12 protein-coding genes, 1 tRNA gene and 1 pseudogene are annotated in these 21,177 nt (G+C 58.5%); 7 read left to right on the top strand and 7 right to left on the bottom strand.

Annotation, left to right across the window (positions count from 1 at the left end; genetic code table 11):
* Window positions 1-53: 53 nt before the first annotated feature.
* The 5 genes from ACWJJK_RS12735 (at window position 54) to ACWJJK_RS12715 (ending at window position 8,959) form a co-directional block, all read left to right on the top strand.
* Window positions 54-1,289 carry an efflux RND transporter periplasmic adaptor subunit gene (locus ACWJJK_RS12735; RefSeq protein WP_454128135.1) on the top strand — a complete coding sequence of 412 codons (1,236 nt, stop codon included), beginning with the start codon at window positions 54-56 and terminating at the stop codon, window positions 1,287-1,289.
* Window positions 1,286-4,471, top strand: a complete 3,186-nt coding sequence (locus tag ACWJJK_RS12730) for an efflux RND transporter permease subunit (RefSeq protein WP_454128134.1) — start codon at window positions 1,286-1,288, stop codon at window positions 4,469-4,471. Before ACWJJK_RS12735 ends, ACWJJK_RS12730 begins: the two co-directional genes overlap by 4 nt.
* A gap of 325 nt (window positions 4,472-4,796) precedes the next feature.
* Window positions 4,797-7,232, top strand: coding sequence for a sigma 54-interacting transcriptional regulator (locus ACWJJK_RS12725; RefSeq protein ID WP_454128133.1), 2,436 nt, complete (start codon window positions 4,797-4,799; stop codon window positions 7,230-7,232).
* A gap of 870 nt (window positions 7,233-8,102) precedes the next feature.
* On the top strand, window positions 8,103-8,408 hold the full coding sequence (locus ACWJJK_RS12720) for a DUF6794 domain-containing protein (RefSeq protein ID WP_434112484.1): 306 nt from the start codon (window positions 8,103-8,105) through the stop codon (window positions 8,406-8,408).
* A 107-nt stretch (window positions 8,409-8,515) separates the two neighbouring features.
* Window positions 8,516-8,959 carry a DUF2721 domain-containing protein gene (locus tag ACWJJK_RS12715; protein WP_077730188.1) on the top strand — a complete coding sequence of 148 codons (444 nt, stop codon included), beginning with the start codon at window positions 8,516-8,518 and terminating at the stop codon, window positions 8,957-8,959.
* Window positions 8,960-9,039: 80 nt separating this feature from the next.
* Here ACWJJK_RS12715 and ACWJJK_RS12710 read toward each other — a convergent pair whose 3' ends face one another.
* From ACWJJK_RS12710 to ACWJJK_RS12695, 4 genes are all read right to left on the bottom strand, one after another.
* On the bottom strand, window positions 9,040-9,255 hold the full coding sequence (locus ACWJJK_RS12710) for a (2Fe-2S)-binding protein (RefSeq protein WP_454128131.1): 216 nt from the start codon (window positions 9,253-9,255) through the stop codon (window positions 9,040-9,042).
* Between the two features lie 659 nt (window positions 9,256-9,914).
* Complete coding sequence (locus ACWJJK_RS12705) at window positions 9,915-11,423, bottom strand: PAS domain-containing sensor histidine kinase (protein ID WP_347257390.1); 1,509 nt, start codon at window positions 11,421-11,423, stop codon at window positions 9,915-9,917.
* 15 nt (window positions 11,424-11,438) lie between these two features.
* Window positions 11,439-12,140, bottom strand: a complete 702-nt coding sequence (locus ACWJJK_RS12700) for a response regulator (protein ID WP_077730190.1) — start codon at window positions 12,138-12,140, stop codon at window positions 11,439-11,441.
* Between the two features lie 41 nt (window positions 12,141-12,181).
* Complete coding sequence (locus ACWJJK_RS12695) at window positions 12,182-17,353, bottom strand: AAA family ATPase (protein ID WP_434130236.1); 5,172 nt, start codon at window positions 17,351-17,353, stop codon at window positions 12,182-12,184.
* Window positions 17,354-17,515: 162 nt separating this feature from the next.
* Here ACWJJK_RS12695 and ACWJJK_RS12690 point away from each other — a divergent pair.
* Both ACWJJK_RS12690 and ACWJJK_RS12685 read left to right on the top strand, forming a co-directional pair.
* Window positions 17,516-18,328 (top strand): annotated as a pseudogene (locus ACWJJK_RS12690) (IS5 family transposase).
* Between the two features lie 126 nt (window positions 18,329-18,454).
* The gene (locus tag ACWJJK_RS12685) at window positions 18,455-18,742 is read left to right on the top strand and encodes a hypothetical protein (protein ID WP_139841170.1); all 288 of its coding nucleotides are present in this window, start codon (window positions 18,455-18,457) and stop codon (window positions 18,740-18,742) included.
* Between the two features lie 651 nt (window positions 18,743-19,393).
* Here ACWJJK_RS12685 and ACWJJK_RS12680 read toward each other — a convergent pair.
* From ACWJJK_RS12680 to ACWJJK_RS12670, 3 genes are all read right to left on the bottom strand, one after another.
* A tRNA-Pro gene (locus tag ACWJJK_RS12680) sits at window positions 19,394-19,470 on the bottom strand.
* 11 nt (window positions 19,471-19,481) lie between these two features.
* A complete protein-coding gene (gene ispB / locus ACWJJK_RS12675; protein ID WP_077731610.1) occupies window positions 19,482-20,504 on the bottom strand; it encodes an octaprenyl diphosphate synthase in 1,023 nt (340 codons plus the stop codon).
* A 101-nt stretch (window positions 20,505-20,605) separates the two neighbouring features.
* Window positions 20,606-21,160, bottom strand: coding sequence for a Sua5/YciO/YrdC/YwlC family protein (locus ACWJJK_RS12670; protein ID WP_434112491.1), 555 nt, complete (start codon window positions 21,158-21,160; stop codon window positions 20,606-20,608).
* Window positions 21,161-21,177 lie beyond the last annotated feature (17 nt).

The raw sequence follows: 21,177 nt of genomic DNA, 5'->3' as shown, positions 1-21,177 counted from the left end.
GCGTGCTGGCGATGCGCTCCGGGGAATAGTGCAAGGTAAACGGTAGCAAGAACGTGATCAACAAAAGGTACTGGATAGTTCAGGCAAGCTGGCTCGGTCTCCTCCTGAGCCTGCTCGCCGGCTGCGGCCAACCGACGGCAGAGCCGGCAGGACCGCCGCCCCCGGCGGTTGCGGTAAGCCGGCCGATTCAACGGGAAGTCGTGGAATGGGAAGAGTACACCGGACGGCTGGACGCCGTGGAGACCGTAGAGGTGCGGGCTCGCGTGGGGGGATATCTGGAAAAGGTCAATTTTAAGGACGGATCCCTGGTCAAGAAGGGCGACCTGCTGTTCGTCATCGATCCCCGACCTTATAAGGCCGCGCTCGGACGGGCGCAGGGAGAGCTGGCGCGCGCCCAGGCCCGGCGCGACCTGGCGAAAAACGATCTGGCGCGGGCGCAGCGGCTGTTCGAGAAGCGGGTGATTTCCGAAGAGGAGCTCGACACCCGCGACAAGAACCTGCGCGAGTCCATCGCCGCCGTCCAATCGGCGCAGTCCGCCGTCGACGAGGCCAAGCTCAACCTGGAATTCACCGAAGTGCGCGCCCCGATCAGCGGACGCATCAGCCGGGAACTCGTCACCGAGGGCAATCTGGTGAACGACGGAACCGGGACGGCGACCCTCTTGACCACCATCGTTTCGTCGGACCCCATTTACGTCTATTTCGAGGTCGATGAGCAGGCGTATCTGCGCCAGGGCGCCAGGAGGCGAACCGGCGAGCGGGGCACCTTGCAGGAGGCGGTGAACCCCGTGTTCGTGGGGCTGGCCGATGAAGAGGGCTTCCCGCACGAAGGGCGCCTGGATTTTCTGGACAATCGATTCGATCCCGCTGTCGGCACCATCCGCGCCCGCGCCGTGGTCGACAACCCGGATGGGATGTTGACGCCGGGGCTGTTCGCGCGCGTGAAACTTCCGAGCAGCGGCAAGTTCCCGGCCGTGCTGTTGGACGACAAGGCGGTCCTCACCGACCAGGATCGAAAGTACGTCTATGTGCTCGATGCCGACAACCGGGCGCAGCGTCGCGACGTCAAGCTCGGGCGGATGTTCGATGGCCTCCGCATCGTCACCGAGGGCTTGGGCACCGACGACGCGGTGGTCGTACACGGAGTCCAAAAGATCTTCTTCCCGGGCATGCCGGTCAGCCCGCAGTTCATCAAGATGGGCGATCCCCCGCCGCATCCGGCTGATCCCAAGCTGAACGCCGGTAATGAGCAGACCTCGGCAAACCGGACCCGGGAGCCCAGCGCATGAGGGACTTTTCCGCCTTCTTCATCGACCGCCCAATTTTCGCGGCAGTCTTGTCGATCCTCCTGTTCGTCGTCGGAGTGATCGCGATCCCGTTGCTTCCGGTGGCCGAATACCCCGATGTGGTGCCGCCTTCGGTGCAGGTGCGCGCGGTTTATCCCGGCGCCAACCCCAAGGTCATCGCCGAGACCGTCGCCACCCCTCTGGAGGAAGCCATGAACGGGGTGGAACACATGATGTACATGAAGTCGGTGGCGGGCTCCGACGGCGTGATGTACCTGACCGTCACCTTCAGGCCGGGTACTGACGTCGACCTCGCTCAGGTACAGGTCCAGAACCGCGTCAACCAGGCCCTGCCGCGGCTCCCGGAGGATGTGCGCCGGCTCGGCGTCACCACCGAGAAGCAGTCGCCCAATCTGACCATGGTGGTGCATCTGCTCTCGCCGAACCAGAAGTACGACACCCTGTACCTGCGCAACTATGCCACCCTGCACGTCAAGGACGAACTCGCGCGCCTGCCGGGCGTGGGCCAGGCGATGGTGTTCGGCGGCGGCGACTATTCGATGCGCATCTGGCTCGATCCGGACAAGGTCGCCGCGCGCGGCATGGCGGCGGGCGACGTGGTCCGGGCCATCCGCGAACAAAACGTCCAGGTCTCGGCGGGAACGATAGGCGGCCCTCCGCAGCCGCGCGTCAGTGATTTCACGCTGTCGATCAACGCGCAGGGGCGGCTGGTCACCGAGGAGCAGTTCGGCGACATCGTGGTCAAGACCGGCGCCGGCGGCGAGATCACCCGCCTGCGCGACGTGGCGCGGATCGAGCTCGGCGCCTCCGAATACGCGCTGCGCTCGCTGCTCAACAATCGGCAGGCGGTGGCGGTCGCGATTTTCCAGGCCCCCGGCTCGAACGCGATCGAGCTCTCCGACAGCGTGCGCGCCAAGATGCGCGAGTTGGAACGCTTCTTCCCCGAGGGGGTGAAGTGGGACGTGGTCTACGACCCGACGGTGTTCGTTCGCGATTCGATCGAGGCGGTCGTGAAGACGCTGTTCGAGGCCGTGCTCCTGGTGGTCGCGGTGGTCATCCTGTTCCTGCAGACCTGGCGAGCCTCGATCATCCCGCTGCTCGCGGTACCCGTCTCCATCGTCAGCACCTTCGCGGTGTTGCTGTTGCTGGGCTTTTCCATCAACACGCTCACGCTGTTCGCCTTGGTGCTCGCCATCGGCATCGTGGTGGACGACGCCATCGTCGTGGTCGAGAACGTGGAGCGCAACATCGCCAACGGACTGGCGCCGCGAGCGGCGGCCCATCAGGCCATGCGCGAAGTCAGCGGCCCCATCATCGCCATCGCGCTGGTCCTGACGGCGGTCTTCGTGCCGATGGCCTTCCTGTCCGGCGTGACCGGCCAGTTCTACCGCCAGTTTGCCGTGGCCATCGCCATCTCCACCGTGATCTCGGCGGTGAATTCGCTGACATTGTCACCGGCGCTGGCGGCAACGCTGCTCAAGCGGCACGGCGCGACACCCGATCCGGTGACGCGCGTGCTAGACACGCTGTTCGGCTGGCTGTTTCGACCCTTCAACCGCGGCTTCCAGCGCAGCGCCGAGGCATACTCCGGCGCCGTGGTCAGGATCCTGCGCCGAAGCGGCCGAATCCTGGTGCTCTACGGCGGTCTCATCGGCCTGACCTGGCTGAGCTTCCAGGCGGTGCCGGGGGGCTTCATCCCGACCCAGGACAAGCTGTATCTGATAGGCGGCGTCAAGCTGCCGGAAGGCGCCTCGCTCGATCGTACCGAAGCGGTGGTGCGCACCATGAGCGAGATGGCCCTGTCCACCGAAGGGGTCCGCGATGCCGTGGCATTTCCGGGGCTCAATGCCCTGCAGTTCAGCAACACGCCAAATACCGGTACGATCTTCTTCGGCCTGCACGGGTTCGACGAGCGCCAGCGGCCGGCGACAGAGATTGTCGGCGAGCTGATGGGCAAATTTTCCTCGATCCAGGAGGCGTTCGCGTTCGCGATCATGCCGCCACCGATACTCGGCATCGGCACCGGGTCCGGCTTTTCGCTCTACGTCCAGGACCGTGCGGGCCTGGGCTACGGTGAATTGCAGCATGCGGTCCAGGGACTCGCGGGCGCTCTTTCGGAAGTACCGGGGATGGGGTTTCCCATCAGCTCTTATCAGGCCAACGTGCCGCAACTGACGGCCGACGTCGACCGCACCAAGGCGAAGCGACATGGCGTGCCCTTGAGCGAGGTGTTCGAAACGCTGCAGATTTACCTCGGTTCCACCTACGTGAACGACTTCAACCGCTTCGGCCGCACCTATCAGGTCTACGCTCAGGCCGACGCCCAGTTCCGCGACCAGCCCGAGGACGTCCTCACGCTGCGCGCCCGCAACCAAGCCGGAGAGATGGTGCCGATCGGCAGCATCGTGACGGTCCGTCAGACCTATGGGCCGGACCCCGTGATCCGTTACAATGGCTACCCCGCCGCGGACCTCATCGGCGAGGCCGATCCCAGGATCATGTCCTCGAACGAAGCCATTGCCGCCATTGCCTCCCTGGCACCTCGGGTGCTGCCCGCCGGAACGAGTTACGACTGGACCGACCTGAGCTATCAGCAGATCCACGAAGGCAATGCCAATAAAGTCGTGTTTCCGCTGTGCGTGCTGCTGGTATTCCTGGTGCTGGCCGCGCTCTACGAGAGCTGGACGCTGCCGTTGGCGGTCATCCTGATCGTGCCCATGTGTCTGCTCTCGGCGCTGTTCGGCGTGTGGCTGACGGGAGGCGACAACAACATCTTCGTCCAGATCGGGCTGGTGGTGCTGATGGGGCTCGCCTGCAAGAACGCCATCCTCATCGTCGAGTTCGCGCGCGAGCTCGAGGGCGAAGGCCGCGGCATCGTCGCGGCGGCGATCGAGGCGAGCCGGCTGCGGCTACGGCCGATCGTGATGACCTCGGTGGCCTTCATCGCCGGCGTCGTCCCGCTGGTGTTCTCTCACGGCGCCGGGGCCGAGGTGCGCCGTATCATGGGTGTCACCGTGTTCTCCGGCATGCTCGGGGTGACCTTGTTCGGCCTGTTCATGACACCGGTCTTCTACGTGGTCATCCGCGCCCGGGTGGCACGGAGGCGCGGGCGGGCACCGGTTCCCGCCGTGGTGGACGAGCTGGGGAGGGTGTCCGATGACTAGCGCGAAGCCCGTCGCTATGGGTTCGGCCCTGAGCCTCGCGCTGTTAAGTGGGTGTCTTCGTCATCCGGATCGAGCCCGAAGCCGAGAGCGAGGAATGGCCAATCGATAGGCCGTTTGCGATTGTAAGGCCTCGCGCAACGGCCTTATTCAACCGGCTTCTTTTCTAGGCTGATCTTTGATACCGTCATGCGTGGAGAACGAAGCGGATAGCCGAAACGGTGACGGTTCCGACGTTCTCGCATCACTTCACCAAGTTCGCGTGATTCACGGGGGGACATCAGTTCGAGGACATGCAGGCCTACATCATTCAGGCAGCATCGCGACCATGCAAACATTGATCACCGGCGGTATTCCCAAGATGGACCGCAGCCCGCCGGAGGACAGGGTGCTCAACATCGCCAAGGGGATTTCCAGTGCGACCGGTGAAAGCTTTTTCCGCTCATTAGTCGAACACCTTGCCGCTTCCCTTGACGCCCACCGCGTCTTCATCGGCGAGCTGGTGGAAGCCGGCTCGGAACGGGTGCGCACCATCGCCGTGTGGGCGGACGGGAAAATCGTAGACAACTTTGAATACGATCTGGCGCATACCCCTTGCAGGCACGTGATCGGCAAGAGCCTGTGCTCCTATGCGAGCGGTGTGCAGCAATCGTTCCCCCAGGATCGGTTTCTCGCCGAGATGAAGGTTGAAGGGTATGTGGGAACGCCGCTTCTTGATTCGGGCGGCCGTGCCCTGGGCCTGATCGTGGTGTTGTTCGACCACCCCATCGAAAGCCCGAAGCTGGCCGAATCGATCCTGCAGATTTTTGCCGTGCGCGCCGGGGCCGAGTTGGAGCGCCGCCGGGCCGAAATGGCGCTGCGGCACAGTGAAGAACGCTGGCGCCAGGTGTTTGAGAATTCCGCGATCGGTATCGCATTATCCAACGTGGATGGCCGGTTTCTGGCCGCCAATGCCGCCTTTCAGCGAATGCTGGGTTACACCGGAGAGGAACTGCTTGCACTCTCCTGGCCCGATATCACCCACGAGGAAGACCGCGGCAATAACTTGGCCCTTTACCAGGAGTTTCTCAGCGGGAAGCTCCAGCAGTTCAAGATCGAAAAGCGCTATCGGCGCAAGGACGGGAGGGTGCTCTGGGTCAGCAACACCATTTCCCGTGTTTTGGACGGAGGCTACTGCCCCGGCTTTGTCATGGCATTGGTCGAGGATGTCACCGAGCGCAAGCGGCTGCAGCAACAATTGCAGGAGGAACACGAGCGACTCCGCCTTTTGCTGAATCTCACCAACGAGGTGCTTTCGCACCTGGATCTGAGACAACTCTGCCAGGCCGTTTCGTCGAGCGTCCGGCGCGTCATGCAGTGCGATTTCGTGGGTCTTACTCTGCCCGATCTCGAGGCGGGCGGGATGCGCCTTTACACGCTCGACTTCCCGGACGGCAAAGGAACCGTCCGGGCAGGCGCGCTTTTTCCTATGGAAGGGACGCCGTCTGGTCTGACGTTCCGGACAGGTCGCCTCCAGGTCTTCGACGCCCAGCGCATGGCCCAGTTCGATAGGGGAATCAATCCTGGCCTGGCGGAGGGTCTGAAATCCGGTTGTTTCTTTCCGCTGATCCATTGCGACCGCTTGCTCGGCACCTTGAATCTATTGCGGCTGGCGGACAGCGTCTTCAGCGATGGGGAGATCGATTTCCTGGAGAAGATCGCCGGGCAGGTGGCGATCGCCGTGGACAATGCCCTGAATTACCGTGAAGTGAGTGAGGCGAAGGAACGGCTGGCAGAGGAGAAGCGCTGTCTTGAAGACGAAATCCGGATCGAGCACGACTTTGGCGAAATCATCGGCGAAAGTCCTGCGCTGGCGTGCGCTCTCAAACAGGTCGAAATCGTGGCGACGACCGATGCGACCGTTCTGATCTCCGGTGAGACCGGTACCGGCAAGGAACTCATCGCCCGGGCCATTCACGACCTGAGCGCGCGCTCCGCTCATCCCTTCGTCAAGGTGAACTGCGCGGCCATTCCCAGGGATCTGCTTGAGAGCGAGCTGTTCGGCCATGAGAAAGGCGCCTTCACCGGGGCGATCGCGCGGCGAATCGGTCGGTTTGAACTCGCACACGAGGGCACTCTGTTTCTCGATGAAATCGGTGAGATTCCGTTGGATCTGCAGCCCAAGCTGCTGCGGGTGCTGCAGGAGCAGGAGTTCGAGCGGCTCGGCAGTGCCCGTACCGTTAAAACCAATGTCCGGTTGGTGGCGGCGACCAACCGAAACCTGGCCCGGATGGTCAAGGAGCAGACGTTTCGTGACGATCTGTATTACCGTCTGAACGTCTTTCCCATCACGGTTCCGCCTCTACGCGAGCGTCCCCAGGACATTGCGCCCCTGGTGCGACATTTCGTGGAAAAGTTCGCGCGGCGCATCAACCGCCCGATCACCCACATTCCCAACGAGGTGACCGAAGCGCTCAAGCGTTATCAATGGCCGGGCAACGTGCGCGAGCTTCAGAACGTCATCGAGCGCGCGGTAATTCTGTCGCCCAATGGCGTGCTGCGCGTGCCCCTGCCCGATTCGGTATCCGTTCACAAGGAATCTTACACAATGCGCGGCGCATCGAGAACACTCGAAGACGTCGAACGCGAACACATCCTCCAAGTCTTGCGGGAAACCGACTGGGTGATCGGCGGGCCGAAAGGGGCCGCGGAACGACTGGGCCTCAAGCGGAGCACCCTGCGCTCCCGCATGGAAAAACTCGGCATATCCCGCGACATGTCGTGACGAACATTATCGCTTTCAGTAAGGCATTAATTTCTGTAGGGTGGGTTAGGCCGCGAGGCCGTAACCCACCGAACGGCCTCGGACCTGTCCTGAGCCACGTCGAAGGGTCGGTGGGTTACGCGGGGCCTGTCCTGAGCTTGTCGAAGGGCCTGTCACGAGCGGAGCCGAGGGGCTATAACCCACCATCGATGGGTTTCGGTTCGCTCTACCCATCCTACGATGAATGTTCACTCGAATGCCGAATGGAATAAGACTCGAAAACGTGTCACAGGCCATATCCCGCTTCTTCATGGTATCCAGGTCGCGGCTGCCGATAGCCGCAGCGGTGAGTTGCATGGATTCTTGTCTTGCCCGGTTGAAATCGCTAACTATGGGGGCGGGTGCCCAAGAGACCGAAGCCACGGTCGGCCTGTAGGAGACGGCCGTATTGCAGTACATGTTCTTAAGCTTTTTGTATTGCCAATGCGCGGTCGAATGTTCCTTGCCTCTTTATGGCTAGAGCGTTTTCATCTCGCTCGTACGGCAAAACAGGCTTGGCGGACGTCGTTGGCGCCTTCGGCTAGGGTAGATCGATTCAAGCTTTCGTAGGTCGGCAATCCTTTGCCGACGAACCCGTTGGCCCAACGGCGGCGTCGGGAAGGGTCGCGACTAAAGCGACCGTTTGCGATTGGAAGGGTCATTCGGGTGCTCCAATCGCAAACGGCCTGGCCGGGAGCGCCGGCCAGCCCCTTCCCCGGATGACCGTTTGCGATTGGGAGGGATTCCCGACCTACTCGCCAGTGTCCGTACAGTAGGTATGAAAACGCTCTAAACTCCAATATTCCCGATTTTGGTCCTTATTTCCGGCAGCTTCCTCTCATCATAAAGAAAATGACCAATCCGTTACCATCGCCCGATTCAGAGGCCGATCAGAGTTTGCCTCGAACCCTTCGAGAAGCCGTGGACCGGTTGACCCTCCTGTTGAGTCAGGCCGAAAAAGACAAAATTGCCGCGGCATCCAGTGCGGACGCCATCATTGTCCACTTCAGCCTAGGGGCTTATATCCGGAAGGTCTTTGGTCTTTGGCGCGGAAACAAGGCGCTGATGGCATCCTGTGGCGCTCTCAATCCCGAGGAGGCTTCGGTCGTGATTATCCGTGAGCTGTGGGCAAGGTTGCGGCGCCAGTCCGGTCTGTGATGTGAGCGCAGCTTGCTACCCTTCTGTAAGGAGGAGATTAATCTCATGAAGCGCGGTCTTCCTCCAAATTGTCCTTTTGCTCAACCATTTAATCTGTGAGGCTGTCGATGCAAGCCACTGCCACCGATATTGCTCATGTCATAGAACTTGCGGTGGCGCCCGTATTTCTTCTTACCGGCATCGGTGCTCTACTGTCGGTGCTTAGCTCTCGCGTTGGCCGCATCGTTGATCGGTCCCGCCAGATCGAGGACAAACACGCCGGCACGGACGAACACCTCCATCCGGACATTCAGTGCGAGATCAGTATGCTATCGCGCCGCGCCCGCATAGCGTACTGGGCGATTAGCCTCTGTACGGCCTGTGCCTTGCTCATCTGTACACTCATTGTCGTTCTGTTCGTCGGGGCCTTCTTAAGCCTGGATGTTTCGAACGCTATCGCGATTCTCTTTATCGCCGCGATGGCCGCCCTGATCATCGGCCTTTATTGCTTCCTGCACGAAATTTATCTGGCGACCGCCAGCTTGCGGTTCCGATGGCGCTACCGAAAATGAGCACCGTTATCAGCTGCTGCCAACACCATCGTTTGGCATCAATCTTCCTTCGCCGTGTTGTCGAGGAAAACAGAGCGGCGCTATAGGGCATCGTGCAAAACAGGCGAAGCATATTCGGCTAACAAGGCCAGAATGTCTGTATCGCAGGCCCCGCAACCTGAACATGCACCGGTCGCTCTCGATATGCTGTCCAGGTCGTTGACTCCCTTATCGACAAGTCGCTTGATCTGTCCTGTCGTCGTCCCGCTACAGCGGGAAATCACGTTCTTTTTCTGGTCGGGATGGTTGATGTTCATTTCAATGGCGAAAGTCTAGAGTTCTAGGGTAAGGCACAACGGATACCGTCGTGACTGCTTCGCGCCGCCATGGATCGGGCGGGTAGGGAGCCGTGGTCGAGGAGCTCTTTGATCCGGTCGACAGGGTGGCCGCTCTGAACCGGAAAACTCGGTTCCATCGGCGCCGGTTGCAGAAACGCCCCGTGCGCATCCGTCGGTGTTTTAAACTTCGGAAGATTACTTATCCGGCCGCGGCCGGATGATTCTGATTTAACTCAATGCCAATCCTGTGTCGGGTGTTATCACCGTTTTCATTGCGCAGTAGGCACTATCGGTCGAGCATGGATTTCCGTCTGAGCTATTAATCAGGCCCGTAAATACCCTCCTGGTATTTCGGGCCGCCGCCCAGGCCCGGTACACGCCCGGCCTGGGCTCACGCGGCTTGTCGCCGCGCCGGGGCATCCCTGCCCCGGATTAACCCGGCCTATATTTATAGGCCGGGTTAATAACCAAATATTTGCTAGCCGCTTCACGGATAGGTAAGGGCGATGATCTTTATAACGAAACCATCTCGAAGACAGGGGTGGATCAGTGCTTATAATGACACGGTGTCTTGCGTCCGATGCAATTCCCGGTGAACTTCGGCACCGCCGGAGGTAGCGAGGAAATCGAGGTCCGGTTTACCTAAGGTTGGCAGTCAGGAGGAGGGTATTACTCTCTCTTACGTCGGAATTATCGTCCACCACCCGCATCTCTGCGTTAGGCGATGGCACTGATGTCTTAGAGACAGGAAGGGTGGTCCCTTCGTCAATCGTCGGCAAACGGATGCTGAACGTGGAGCCGAGTCCAGCGCCAGGACTTGATGCCGTTACTTGTCCGCCGTGTAGTTCCACTAGCCGTTTTACCAGGGTAAGCCCAATGCCTAGTCCGCCCTGAGACCGATCCAGGGTACGCGTACCCTGCTGGAATAGCCCAAAGATCGTCGGCAATAGTTCCGTCGAGATGCCAGTGCCGTTGTCCCGCACCTGGATCTCGACTTCGCCCCCGAGCCGTTGGACATCAACCTCGATCCGGCTGCCTTCCGGAGAGTATTTGCTGGCATTGTCGAGCAGGTTAAGCAACACTTGAGACAGGCGCACGGAATCGCCCTCCAACATTATCGGTTGGTTAGGCAGACAAGCATCGAGATGTTGTTGTTTGGCCGAGATGAGGCCTTGTGCCGTCTCCAAGACGGATTTAATCACTTCTACAAGGTCAAGCCGCTCTTTCTTCAGCGAAATTTTGCCGCGCGCGATACGGGAGACGTCCAGTAGATCGTCGACCAGGCGAGCGAGGTGCGTCACCTGTCGCTTAATGATGTCCTTAGCCCAGTGAAACCGCGTGTCTTCCAGCTTCAGCATGTCCAAAATGTGGGTTGCGTTGCTGATGGGGGCCAGCGGATTTCGGAGTTCATGAGCCAGCATGGCCAGGAATTCGTCCTTATGTTGATCGGCTTTGCGCAGAGCAGCCTCGGCCTGTTTGCGCGAAGATATATCGCGGCTCACGATGGCGATGCCAACCGGTTCGCCCGTGCTGTCTTTGATGAAGAACACGTTGTAGATCATCCAGATGGCGGCGCCGGTCTTGAAATGCCGGAACCTGATTTCCACATCGGCGTGGCCCTCGCGCATAACGCGCGGGAAAAATTCTTCAAGGATGAAGCGCTGGTCTTCGGGGAAGAAAAATTCCTGGATCGGTGTTCGGATGCACTGCTCCAGGCTGTCTATGCCGATCAGGCGCATGCCGGCTTCGTTGATGTAAAACGGCGTGAAATTCATGTCGCATATGCCGATGAAATCCATGCTGTTATCGGCCAGCGAAACGAACTTTTGCCGTTCCAGCTCCATGTGCTTGCGCTCGGTAATGTCACGCAGGGCGATGACGTAGCCGGATTGCCCGTCCCATTCGATCGGTGTGGAGCGCATTTCCGCCCAGGCGAGTCCGTTCGGACGGATTAAATTAATGTCCTGATGGCTGTTTTTATCTGGATTGATCGGAATCGCCAGCGATTGACCGACTATCGGGCTTCGCGCCAGCAGGGTTTCGGCAGCTTGGTTGGCATAGAGTACGACACCCTGGCTGTCTACAACCAAAACGCCGTCGGTGATAGTGTCGAGGATCAGATCAAGCTTGCGAAGCCGGGTGTTCATGGTCGATAAGCGGGCTTAAACGATGATGGTTTGTACGCCGATTCCTTTCGCTTGAGTGGTAATGGCCGCCATGATCGAAGGAGCCCGCGACAAGTCACCGAGCAGTTTCAATACGGGTTCCGGCATGTCGCGCACCAGCATCGGCGTTGCAAACACGTCCTTTTCCAATGCTTTTTCCGGCATGCCCAAGACTTCGACGACGTCCAGAACCCATTGTCCGGGATCGTAAAGATTGGCGAGCGCAGTGGAAATCTGCTCGACCAGACGGCGGGTTTCACTGTTCAGGGACACCACATACAGGGTTAGAACCAGTTTGTGCTGGTTTGCGCGCCGTTCTTCCTGAGGATTGCCGATACGGGCAATCTGGGCGAGATTGCGAATTTGTGCGGAAGACAGCGGCTTGCTGGCCAGTTCGAACTGAAAGCCTTCCTCATTGATGCCTTTCAGTTGCTCCATGTATTCGTTGGCAAAGGCGGTGACGATGTAAACGTTCAGCGTTTCGTCAATGGTTTTCAGACGGCGCAAGGTTTCCACGCCATCGATGCCGGGCATGCGCAGATCGAGAAAAATCAGATCGGGGCGTTCCGCGCGGGCCAGCTCGATGCCTTGTAAGCCGTTCTCGGCTACGCGAACCGAGAAACCGTCATTTTCCAGAATCAGCTTGAAGGCACTGCGCACTGCCGGGTCGTCATCTATTACCAGGATTTTGCTTGCCATAACCTTGTATATCGTTTCTCTTATGTATCGAATTCAAATGCTCAAACATGGGGAAAGCGTAGCCGCATGCAGCAGCCGTGCCCCTGTAAACTCTCCACCTGTATATGGCCGCCGACATCCTGAACCAGACGGCGGATGACCGACAAACCCAGTCCGGTGCCTTTTCCGGGAGGCTTGGTGGTAAAGAACGGATCGAAAATTTTGGTTTGCACCTCTTGCGGGATGCCGGGACCGTTGTCGGCCACGCTCAGTTCTAACATGCCGTCCACGGGCCTGAGCATGATTCTGATTTGTGGTTGCTGGCTATCGACTAGTGCGTCGCGGGCGTTAATGATCAGATTGACCAGGATCTGCTGCAGACTGTCGGAGCTACAGCGAATGGCCGGCAGATCGTCGACGGCATCCACCTCGACCTTGATGCCGTGCTTGCCCAATTCGCCTTCCAGCAGCAATAGAGTTTGCCTGATCGCCTCCGCTATCTGGCAGGTGCCGCTCGGAGTCGATCGGTTGTGAACGAATACCAGCATGTTGCTGACGATCTTCTTGATACGGTGAATTTGCTGTAGCGCCTGATCGAGAATTTCCTTCGATTTTTCATCCGTGCTTCTGTCTGCGGCGAATTCGACGAAATTCATCACGCCCATCAGCGGATTGTTGATCTCATGCGCCACACCGCCGACCAGCGTCCCCAATGCCGAGAGTTTTTCCATCTGCAGCATGTGTTCCTGGTTTTCCTGTAGTTTCGTGTAGGCCTTCCGAGTTTGTTCCAGGAGGCGGGCGTTTTCCAGGGAAATCGCAGCCTGGGCGGTCAACAGTTCGGTCATGTCGGTTTTTTCAGTGGTAAATACACCTGCCGACAATCGATTTTCCAGATAAAGCAAGCCGATGAGTTCGTTTTGCTTGATGATCGGCAGACACAACACCGAACGCAGTTTTAGCGCCTGCACTTCCGCAGTGTCCTGAAACTCGCCCTCGGCCATCGCATCGTGCAGTAATACTTTTTTACGCGTGCGCAGTACGTAGTTGACGATAGCATGACTAATGCTGCTGCGGGTCTGTTTAAGACTGAGATACTCGCGATTGACGATGTGTTTTTCGCCGACATGGCTTTCGGCGGCGACCAGCAGTTCATCCGCTTCCTTGATCAGCAGGTAGCCATGCTGAGCCCCCGAGCTTTCCAGCACGACGCTCATGATTTTTTGCATGAGCCGATTCAGATCGACTTCCGCCGACAGGGCCAGCGCGGATTTGATCAGATAATTGAAATCGAGATTCGGCAGCGTAGCCGGCTTGTCGAGGGCGACAGTTTTTTCGGCACGAACTGGGTAGTCCGCTTCAGTATAAGGGAGGCGTTGCTGCAATTGCGCGTTTTTGCGATCGGCGCCGCACGCCCGGTAGATACGTCGCGCCGCGCCGTAATAAAGTCCGGCATCGCCGAGATTGCCGGCTGCCATGACATCAGCCAATGCTTCGTATAAATGGCCGGTGAGCAGGCCGTAGTTTTGTTCCTGGGCGACCGCGATCGCATCCAAATACAAGTTGCGGGCCTCGCGCATTTGGTTTCGAGCGCGGGCGATCTCGGCATGAACAAAGGCCAAAAAGGGTTTCAGCAGGGGGCCGAGACGGGCCCAGGTTTCCAGTTCGGCCAGCAACGGCGCAATTTCCGCTTCAAGCGCCGGCCAGTCGGCACCCTCCGGCCAGCGCAGGCGATTGACGATACGGAAGACATACCAGAGCCGTTTCAGCACGTTATCGGTCAAACCGTGCAGATAGCGTTCCACCGTGTGCAAGGACACCGCTGCCGCGGCGTAATCGCCTAAATAATGGTGGGCAAAACCCAGCAGCGCAAAATAACTGCCGGAAGCGGCGACATAATTGTCGGCTTCCCAGCGCGCCAGGGTTTCGGTCATGTCCACCGGCTGGTAATCGGGTTTCATCGGCGCCACCCAGCCGGCCAGCACGGCTTCGGCGAGGCCGACCGAGAACGACAGTTGGTTCTTGCGGGAAAAATGCAGGCATTCCTCGGCGGCTTCTTCGACCAGGCGCAGATCTTTGCCCTGCACCTGCAAATTCCACATCAAGGGGCCGTAGGACAGGCCGGCGTTATACAGGTCGCCGCAATTCTTGCCGCACTGTATGGCTTTGTGGCAGTAATCGACGATCTCGGCCGGATGGCTGCGCGAATGCATGTTGCACCAGACGATGCCGTTCATGCCGCGGGTGGCGCCAAAGGTATTGGGGTGTCTTTCACACAGGTCGTGGGCCAGATCCTGATAACGGAACGCGAGTTCGAACTTGCCCTGCTCGCCGAGATTGAGGCCCATGATCGAAAACGAGTAAATCACCGATTCGTCCATGCCGCCCTGCAGGCAATGCAGGGTCGATTGCGCGGCGGACAGATACAGCTGCGGCACCAGGCCGGACATATAAAGATCCGGAATGAGCTCGCTGTAAAACGCCAGCTCGATCTTGCTCTTGCGGTCCTGGGTAAAAGGCATGTGCAGGATCGTCGTCCAGACGTCGCCTTGCCGTTCGATTTCCGCCATTAACGCCCGCATTCGCTGGTGAGCGATCTCGGCTTGTTCGGGGATTGATTTATCGAAGTAGGCCAGGCCTCGGTTGGCAGTCGCTATCGCCTCGTTGAAGTTGCCGAACGAGGACAGCGACGTGGTCTGTTCCGCCAGGGCTTCGGCTTTGTCCAAGTCGCTGGCGGCGTATTCGATCAAATGATTGAGCAGCGCTTCCGATCGTTCATAACGGCCGCACATCAACTCGGTCTTGGCCAGACGCTGGTATATGCGAAAGGTCAGATCGTAGGCCTGTTGCCAGCAATCGTCGGGCAGGTAGTCGTGGGCTTTCTGGAAAAAGTCGTTGGCGGCATCGCCGGCCAGCGCATCCAGCGCCTTGTTGCCGGCATGGAAGTTGATATCGACCAGCCGATACGCCAGCTCAGGTTCCATCTCCGCCGGGCGGCCCAGGTTGAGGTGGGCGGCGATGGTAAACAAGTTATCGAGGAGTTCGAGATGGGTTCCCGCCGGCACCGCTTGCAGCAGGCGGTTGCCGATGCGCCAGTGAATCGCGGGTTTGGCCTCAGTGTCGACCTGGCGCAGCACCGCTTCCTGAACCCGGTCGTGGACGAATTGCAGATCGGATTTGTTTTCCAGCAGCATCCCCAGATTCAAGACCGGCTTCAAATCCTCAAACAGCTTTTCAATGGGAATGTCCAACACCAGCGCCACGTCTTCGACGCTGAAACGGTTGCCCATGCAGGCACAGTGGTCGAGTATATGCAGGGTCTTGACCGGCAGTTTGCTCACCTTGGAGCTGAACAATTCAACTACCGAAGTCGGCATCTGCGTGTCGCGAATCCGCTTGATGTCCCAGTGCCAGTGGTGTTCGGCATCGGTGTTCAGCAAGTTCTCGTTATACAGCCATGCCAAACTTTCGCTGACGAACAGCGGGTTACCTTCGGTGAGGTGGGCGATAAATTCCGCCAGATTGGCCGTGGCTTCCAGCGAAGAGTCGAGGATGTAGGCCACCATTTCATGACAGTCGGCGTCGGTGAGCGCCTCCAGGCGAATTTCCGCGAACGGACCGTTGTTTTCCTGAATCTTGCGGATCAGCTTGCTGAGCGGATGGCTGCCGTCGACTTCGTTGTGCCGATAGGCGCCCATGAAAAACAAATAGGGATGTTCATCATGGTTGTCGAACAGGTTTTGCAGAAAGTCGAAGGTTGCGCTGTCGCACCATTGCAGGTCGTCGATGAACAGTACCAGCGGATTGTCTTCGCTGGCGAGACAAGCGAGAAACCGGCCGAACAAATTGTTGAAACGATGGCGGGCTTCCACCGGAGGCAGATGCGGCACTTCAGGCTGCCGTCCGATGATGAATTCCAGTTCCGGCAACACGTCGATGATGACGCTTCCGTTGTTCTCGACGACATCGAGTATTTTCTTCCGCCACTGCTGAACCTGCAGATCGCTTTCGGTCAAGAAGATGCGCATTAGATTGCGCAAGGCCTGAATCAGCGAGCTGTAGGGGATGTTTTTCTGATACTGGTCGAATTTGCCGGAGGTGAAGTAACCGCGATTCTTGACCAGCGGTTTTTGCAGTTCCTGAATCAGCCGGGTTTTGCCGATGCCGGACAGTCCGGAAATAAATACCGAGCGGAATTTGCCGCTGATGACCTCGTCATATTGCTCCCGTATCAGCTCGCTTTCGTGCTGGCGGCCCACCATCTTCGAGATGAAGATGACCCGACGGCTACGATCGTGCAGGCCGATCGTGAACGCTGATACGCTGCCGGTGGCGGCGTACTCGTCCTTGCAGCGGATTAGGTCGGCCAGTAACCCTGCGGTGCTTTGGTAACGCTTCTCCGGCTGCTTGACGGTAAGTTTGGCAATGATATCGGCCAAAGCTTGGGGAATCTGCGGTTTGAGCTGATTGACTCTAGGCGTTTCCTCAGCCAGATGCGAGTGAATCAGTTCCAGTGGATCGCTGGAAAAAAACGGCAGCTGACCGGTCAGCAGCTCATAAAACACGATCCCTAATGAATACAAATCGGTGGAAAAATCCACACGATAATTGATGCGGCCAGTCTGTTCCGGCGAGGTGTAGGCCAAGGTATGGCGTACGAATTCCGGATCGTAGATGAAATGGCTGACGTCACGAATGTCGAGCGGGGTGATGAAATCGGTCAGCCGGAGCGTCAGCGTCCCCGGTTGAATCAGAATATTATGGGGCTTTATGCCGCCGTGGGTAATGCCGGCATCATGTACCGCGTGCAGCGTATCGGCCAGCGTACAAGCCAGCGTAAAAAAATCGTTGAGATCGAGTTTATTTTGGTGTGCCACCCAATGATTCAGCGTTTGGCCCGCGAACCAGGACTGAACGATAAACTGAAGGTCGCCGTAGGACTCCAGCGCGAGCGGCGTACAAACCCGCGGATCGTGCAGCACTTTCAGGCGTTCGATCTTCTGGCGCAGATGCCGCGACTGATCGTCCCAGCTCGACAGCTGCTTCAGCAGTTTGATGACCAGCGGTTGGTCGGGGACGTGTATGTGGTAGCCCTTGAATACCGAGGCCTGCAAGCTTTCTCCGAGTTTTTCGGTAGCGATGTAGTTGCCCAGTGTTGGCAGGCCCTGCGGTTGATGCTTTGTTGTTATATCAACTGCTTGCGCTATGCTCTCTGGAACGTGAGGTATGCCAGGCATGATGAAGTAATCTCAGGCTAAAGCCGAAGGCCTTGCGACGGTGAAGTCGCGAGGCTTGAATAAGAGCGGGGCTGTCGCGAACCGCCATATGATGATCCGTTAATATCCACCCACCGAATGTGGTTTAGGCCATGTTAACACAATGTCTGTTAGACTTCGCGCATGGAGCTCAGTGAATCTCAATATCAACAAATCGCCCACTGTCTGCCGCGCCAGCGCGGTAATGTGCGTCTCTCGAATCTCCAGGTGCTCAATGCGATCTTATATGTCGCCAAACATGACTGCACGTGGCGCAGCTTGCCGCCGCGCTTTGGCCCCTGGCACACCGTGTATACCCGCATGATGCGCTGGGCCAAAAGCGGCGTGCTCGACCGGGTGTTCGAGCAATTGCAGCACCAGCAGATCATTCAGATCAAAATCGAAATTGTTCCGGTCAAGATCGAAGCGGTGCCGTTGGATAGTACGGTCATCGAGATACATACGGATGGCACCGGCGCATTAAGGAAAACGGCCGCCAAGCCGTTGGCAAGCCGCGCGCCCGATGGAGCACCAAAATTCGTGTGGTTGCCGCGAATGAATGCTGTGCTATAACCTTTGCCCTCTCTTCCGGCTATGCCCATGATATCCCGAAAGATCGTCCAGTGCTGTCGGGTTCGAGGGCTCCACCGGTCTCCCGCTGCCTCATCATGGACCGCGCCAGCGCAGGCGACGAAATCCTTCAACTCGCGCTCGATCTGAGTACCTAGGTTCGTTACGCTCAATGCGACCGCTTGCCGCCCTAGGAGTACTACCTCGCGACGTTCCGCACGCGCAAAAAGGTCTGGTTTGGTCCATCGACTCAAAGGGTTTCGCCGATTCTTCTCTCGCTTCGATAATCTGGACCTGATATTTGCGGCGGTTATTCATTTCGCCTTTCATCGAAGTACTCAGGTTGTGTTAACAGGCCTTGGTGCTATAGCCGCATTTACATTCTAACGACGCCGGGTGATCGGCTGAGGAGACGATTCTATACGGCAGTAGGAGAGTACGCTGACGGTGCTGCACCAGTGGATTGTTGAGCCGTCATCACTGGGCCTTGCAGGAGGCCACGGACGCGGTAATGTGGCCACCACTGAATCCAATTGCCACTGCACCACCTCTGCGCTGATGCGCGCCGAACGCGCGCGGGCCGACCATCGGACCTACCGCCTGGCTCGTCATGAAGCGGTCGTGAACCTGAGGCAACAAAGCTGGTCGTTTCGGGCGATTGCCCACCATTTCGATCTTGAGTGCATTATCGTACGGCGTTTCCTACGGGCCGAAGGCATTCCAGAGCGGGCGCCGGTCCCCGGCCTCATTGATCCGCTCCGGCCGCACTTGCCGCAGCGCTGGCGGAACGGGTATCCATAACGCCCGGCGGTTGTTCCAAGAGATCGCCCAGCCGGGCTTCTTAGGATCGGAAAGCCTGGTGCGGCGGGCCGTTCAAGGATGACGGATTCCTTCGGTCGCTGCAGATAAGGCGCAGAACCGCGCGGTCGTGCGACCGGTTCCCCACGCTCCCCGTTGGGCGAGTTTTTGGTTTGTTGCTTGGAGGTAGGCCTGGCTCGGTCCCAGGCCTACCTCCAAGCAACAAACCAGAAGAATGGAAGAGGCGAGAGTGTGCCGCTGAATCGGGAAGTACGGGAAGCGATCCTATCGCGAGCACGGTTCAGAGCTACGCACTGCCCGGCTTCGCCCTGGTTTTTCGCTCACCGGACGGAACGCGGCTTGGCTCGATACGGAAGGGATTCGAAGGGGCTTATAAAAGGCGGGAATCGAGGACTTTCATCCGCATGACCTGCGTCACACCTGTGCGGCCTGCTTGGTTCAGGCTGGAGTTTAGATCCGGGAGGTAGCGGAACTCCTACGGCATTCAGACATCCGGGTAACGATGCGTTATGGCCATCTTTCGCCGGAGAATGTCAGGGCTGCGGTGAAGGCCCTTGAAGGAGATCGGTCACGATCTGGCCATGCTGTGACTTTGATCGAGTAGGAGAAGACGGGATAACCAATTGATTAAATTGGTCGGGGTGAGAGGATTCGAACCTCCGGCCACTGCCTCCCGAAAGCAGTGCTCTACCAGGCTGAGCTACACCCCGGAAATTGGATTTTAATAGCTTCGTTCGACCGATAAGTGGGCGAGCTGAACGAGTGCGTCCTTGTAGTCTGATGCGGGAAGTGCATTGAGCAGTTCGACCGCTTTGTTTGCTTCTTCCCTAGCGCGCCGTGCAGTGTACGCGATTGCGTCCGTAGATTCAACGATTTCGTAAACTTCGCGGAACGCATCGCGGTTGCCGTTCTCGATAGCGTCCCGAAGTGCGGCGGCCTGCGATGCATTGCCGTGCTCGATGGCATAGATCAGAGGCAGCGTCGGTTTGCCTTCGGCCAGGTCATCACCGAGATTTTTTCCGAGCTCTTCGGGATTCGCCATGTAATCCAGGGCATCGTCGATCAACTGAAACGCAATGCCGAGGTGAAGGCCATAGTCCTTCAGCGCCAATTCGGTGGACTCGGGCGCTCCCGTTAGCACAGCGGCCAATTGTGCTGCGGCGCTGAACAAGATTGCGGTCTTGCGAGAGATGACTTCGAGGTACTTGTGTTCGGTTGTTGCGGGATTATTGCAATTGAGAAGCTGCAACACCTCGCCCTCGGCGATGGCTGTGGTGGTGCGGGAGAGGATCTCCATGATGCGGAGGTCCTGCACGCTCACCATCAATTCGAACGAGCGGGAATACAAGTAGTCGCCGACTAGAACGCTGGCCGAGTTTCCCCAAAGCGCATTGACGGTATTTCGCCCACGGCGCAGGGTCGATTCGTCGACCACGTCGTCGTGGAGGAGGGTAGCCGTGTGAATGAATTCGATGACTGCTGCAAGGGTGATGTGTTGCTGCCCTTGATATTGGAGAGCCTTGGAGACCAGCAGCAACAGCATCGGGCGCAGTCGTTTGCCGCCGCTGTTTACGATGTATCGGCCGATCTGATTGATAAGCAATACATCGGAACTGAGCTCGCGAAGAATGAGTCGGTCGACAGCCGACGTTTCTTCTTCTACCAAACAGCGGATACTTGTAAAGGCTGTTTTTGGATTTTGCGAAGCTGTCGTTGTGATCTGTGACGTAGTCAATATGCTCATTAAGGATGAAATTGCTCTCGCTGCGGCAGAGTCCTGCAAAACGCTGGAATGCTATGGATGAGAGGTCGGCGTGTCAAGCTAAAACGGTTTCGACTTGCCACTTAGCGTAGCCGAACGCCAGTCGATGCATCATAGATGGCCGTTGGACCGCGCAGTCCTCCGAGTCGTCCGGGGAAGATCAGGACGCGCCCGGTAGAGAAATGCTTGCGAGCCGATATCGGCGTACGGGCTGGCGGCCGGCCGCTTTTGTTGGCGCTGGTCGATATGATCGGCCCGCCGAAAGCGCGGCATAGGGCGGCCGCATCGGGATGAGCCGTGACGCGGACGGCCAGCGTCGCGTGTTCGCCTCGGAGCCAAGCCGGTACCCAGCTAGCAGCGGGAACGATCCAGGTGACCGGTCCGGGCCAGGTCGCCAAGAGTCGGCTCCGCATAAATTCGGTCGGGATGTCGAGATAAGGTTCGATCTGATCGAATTCTGCGGCAATGAGGATCAGTCCTTTCGCCGAGGGTCGTTCCTTTAAAGCCAGGAGCCGGCGTACCGCATCTTGGCCGAGAGGGTCGCAGCCGAGTCCGTACACGCCCTCGGTCGGATAGGCGATAATGCCTCCGCGACGCAGGTGACTCGCCGCGAGCCTCAGACGAAACGGCGAGAGCATTTTTTCCTTGGCCCGCG

The organism is Methylocaldum gracile, assembly GCF_053646815.1.
This window is presented reverse-complemented; position numbering and strand designations above follow the sequence as displayed.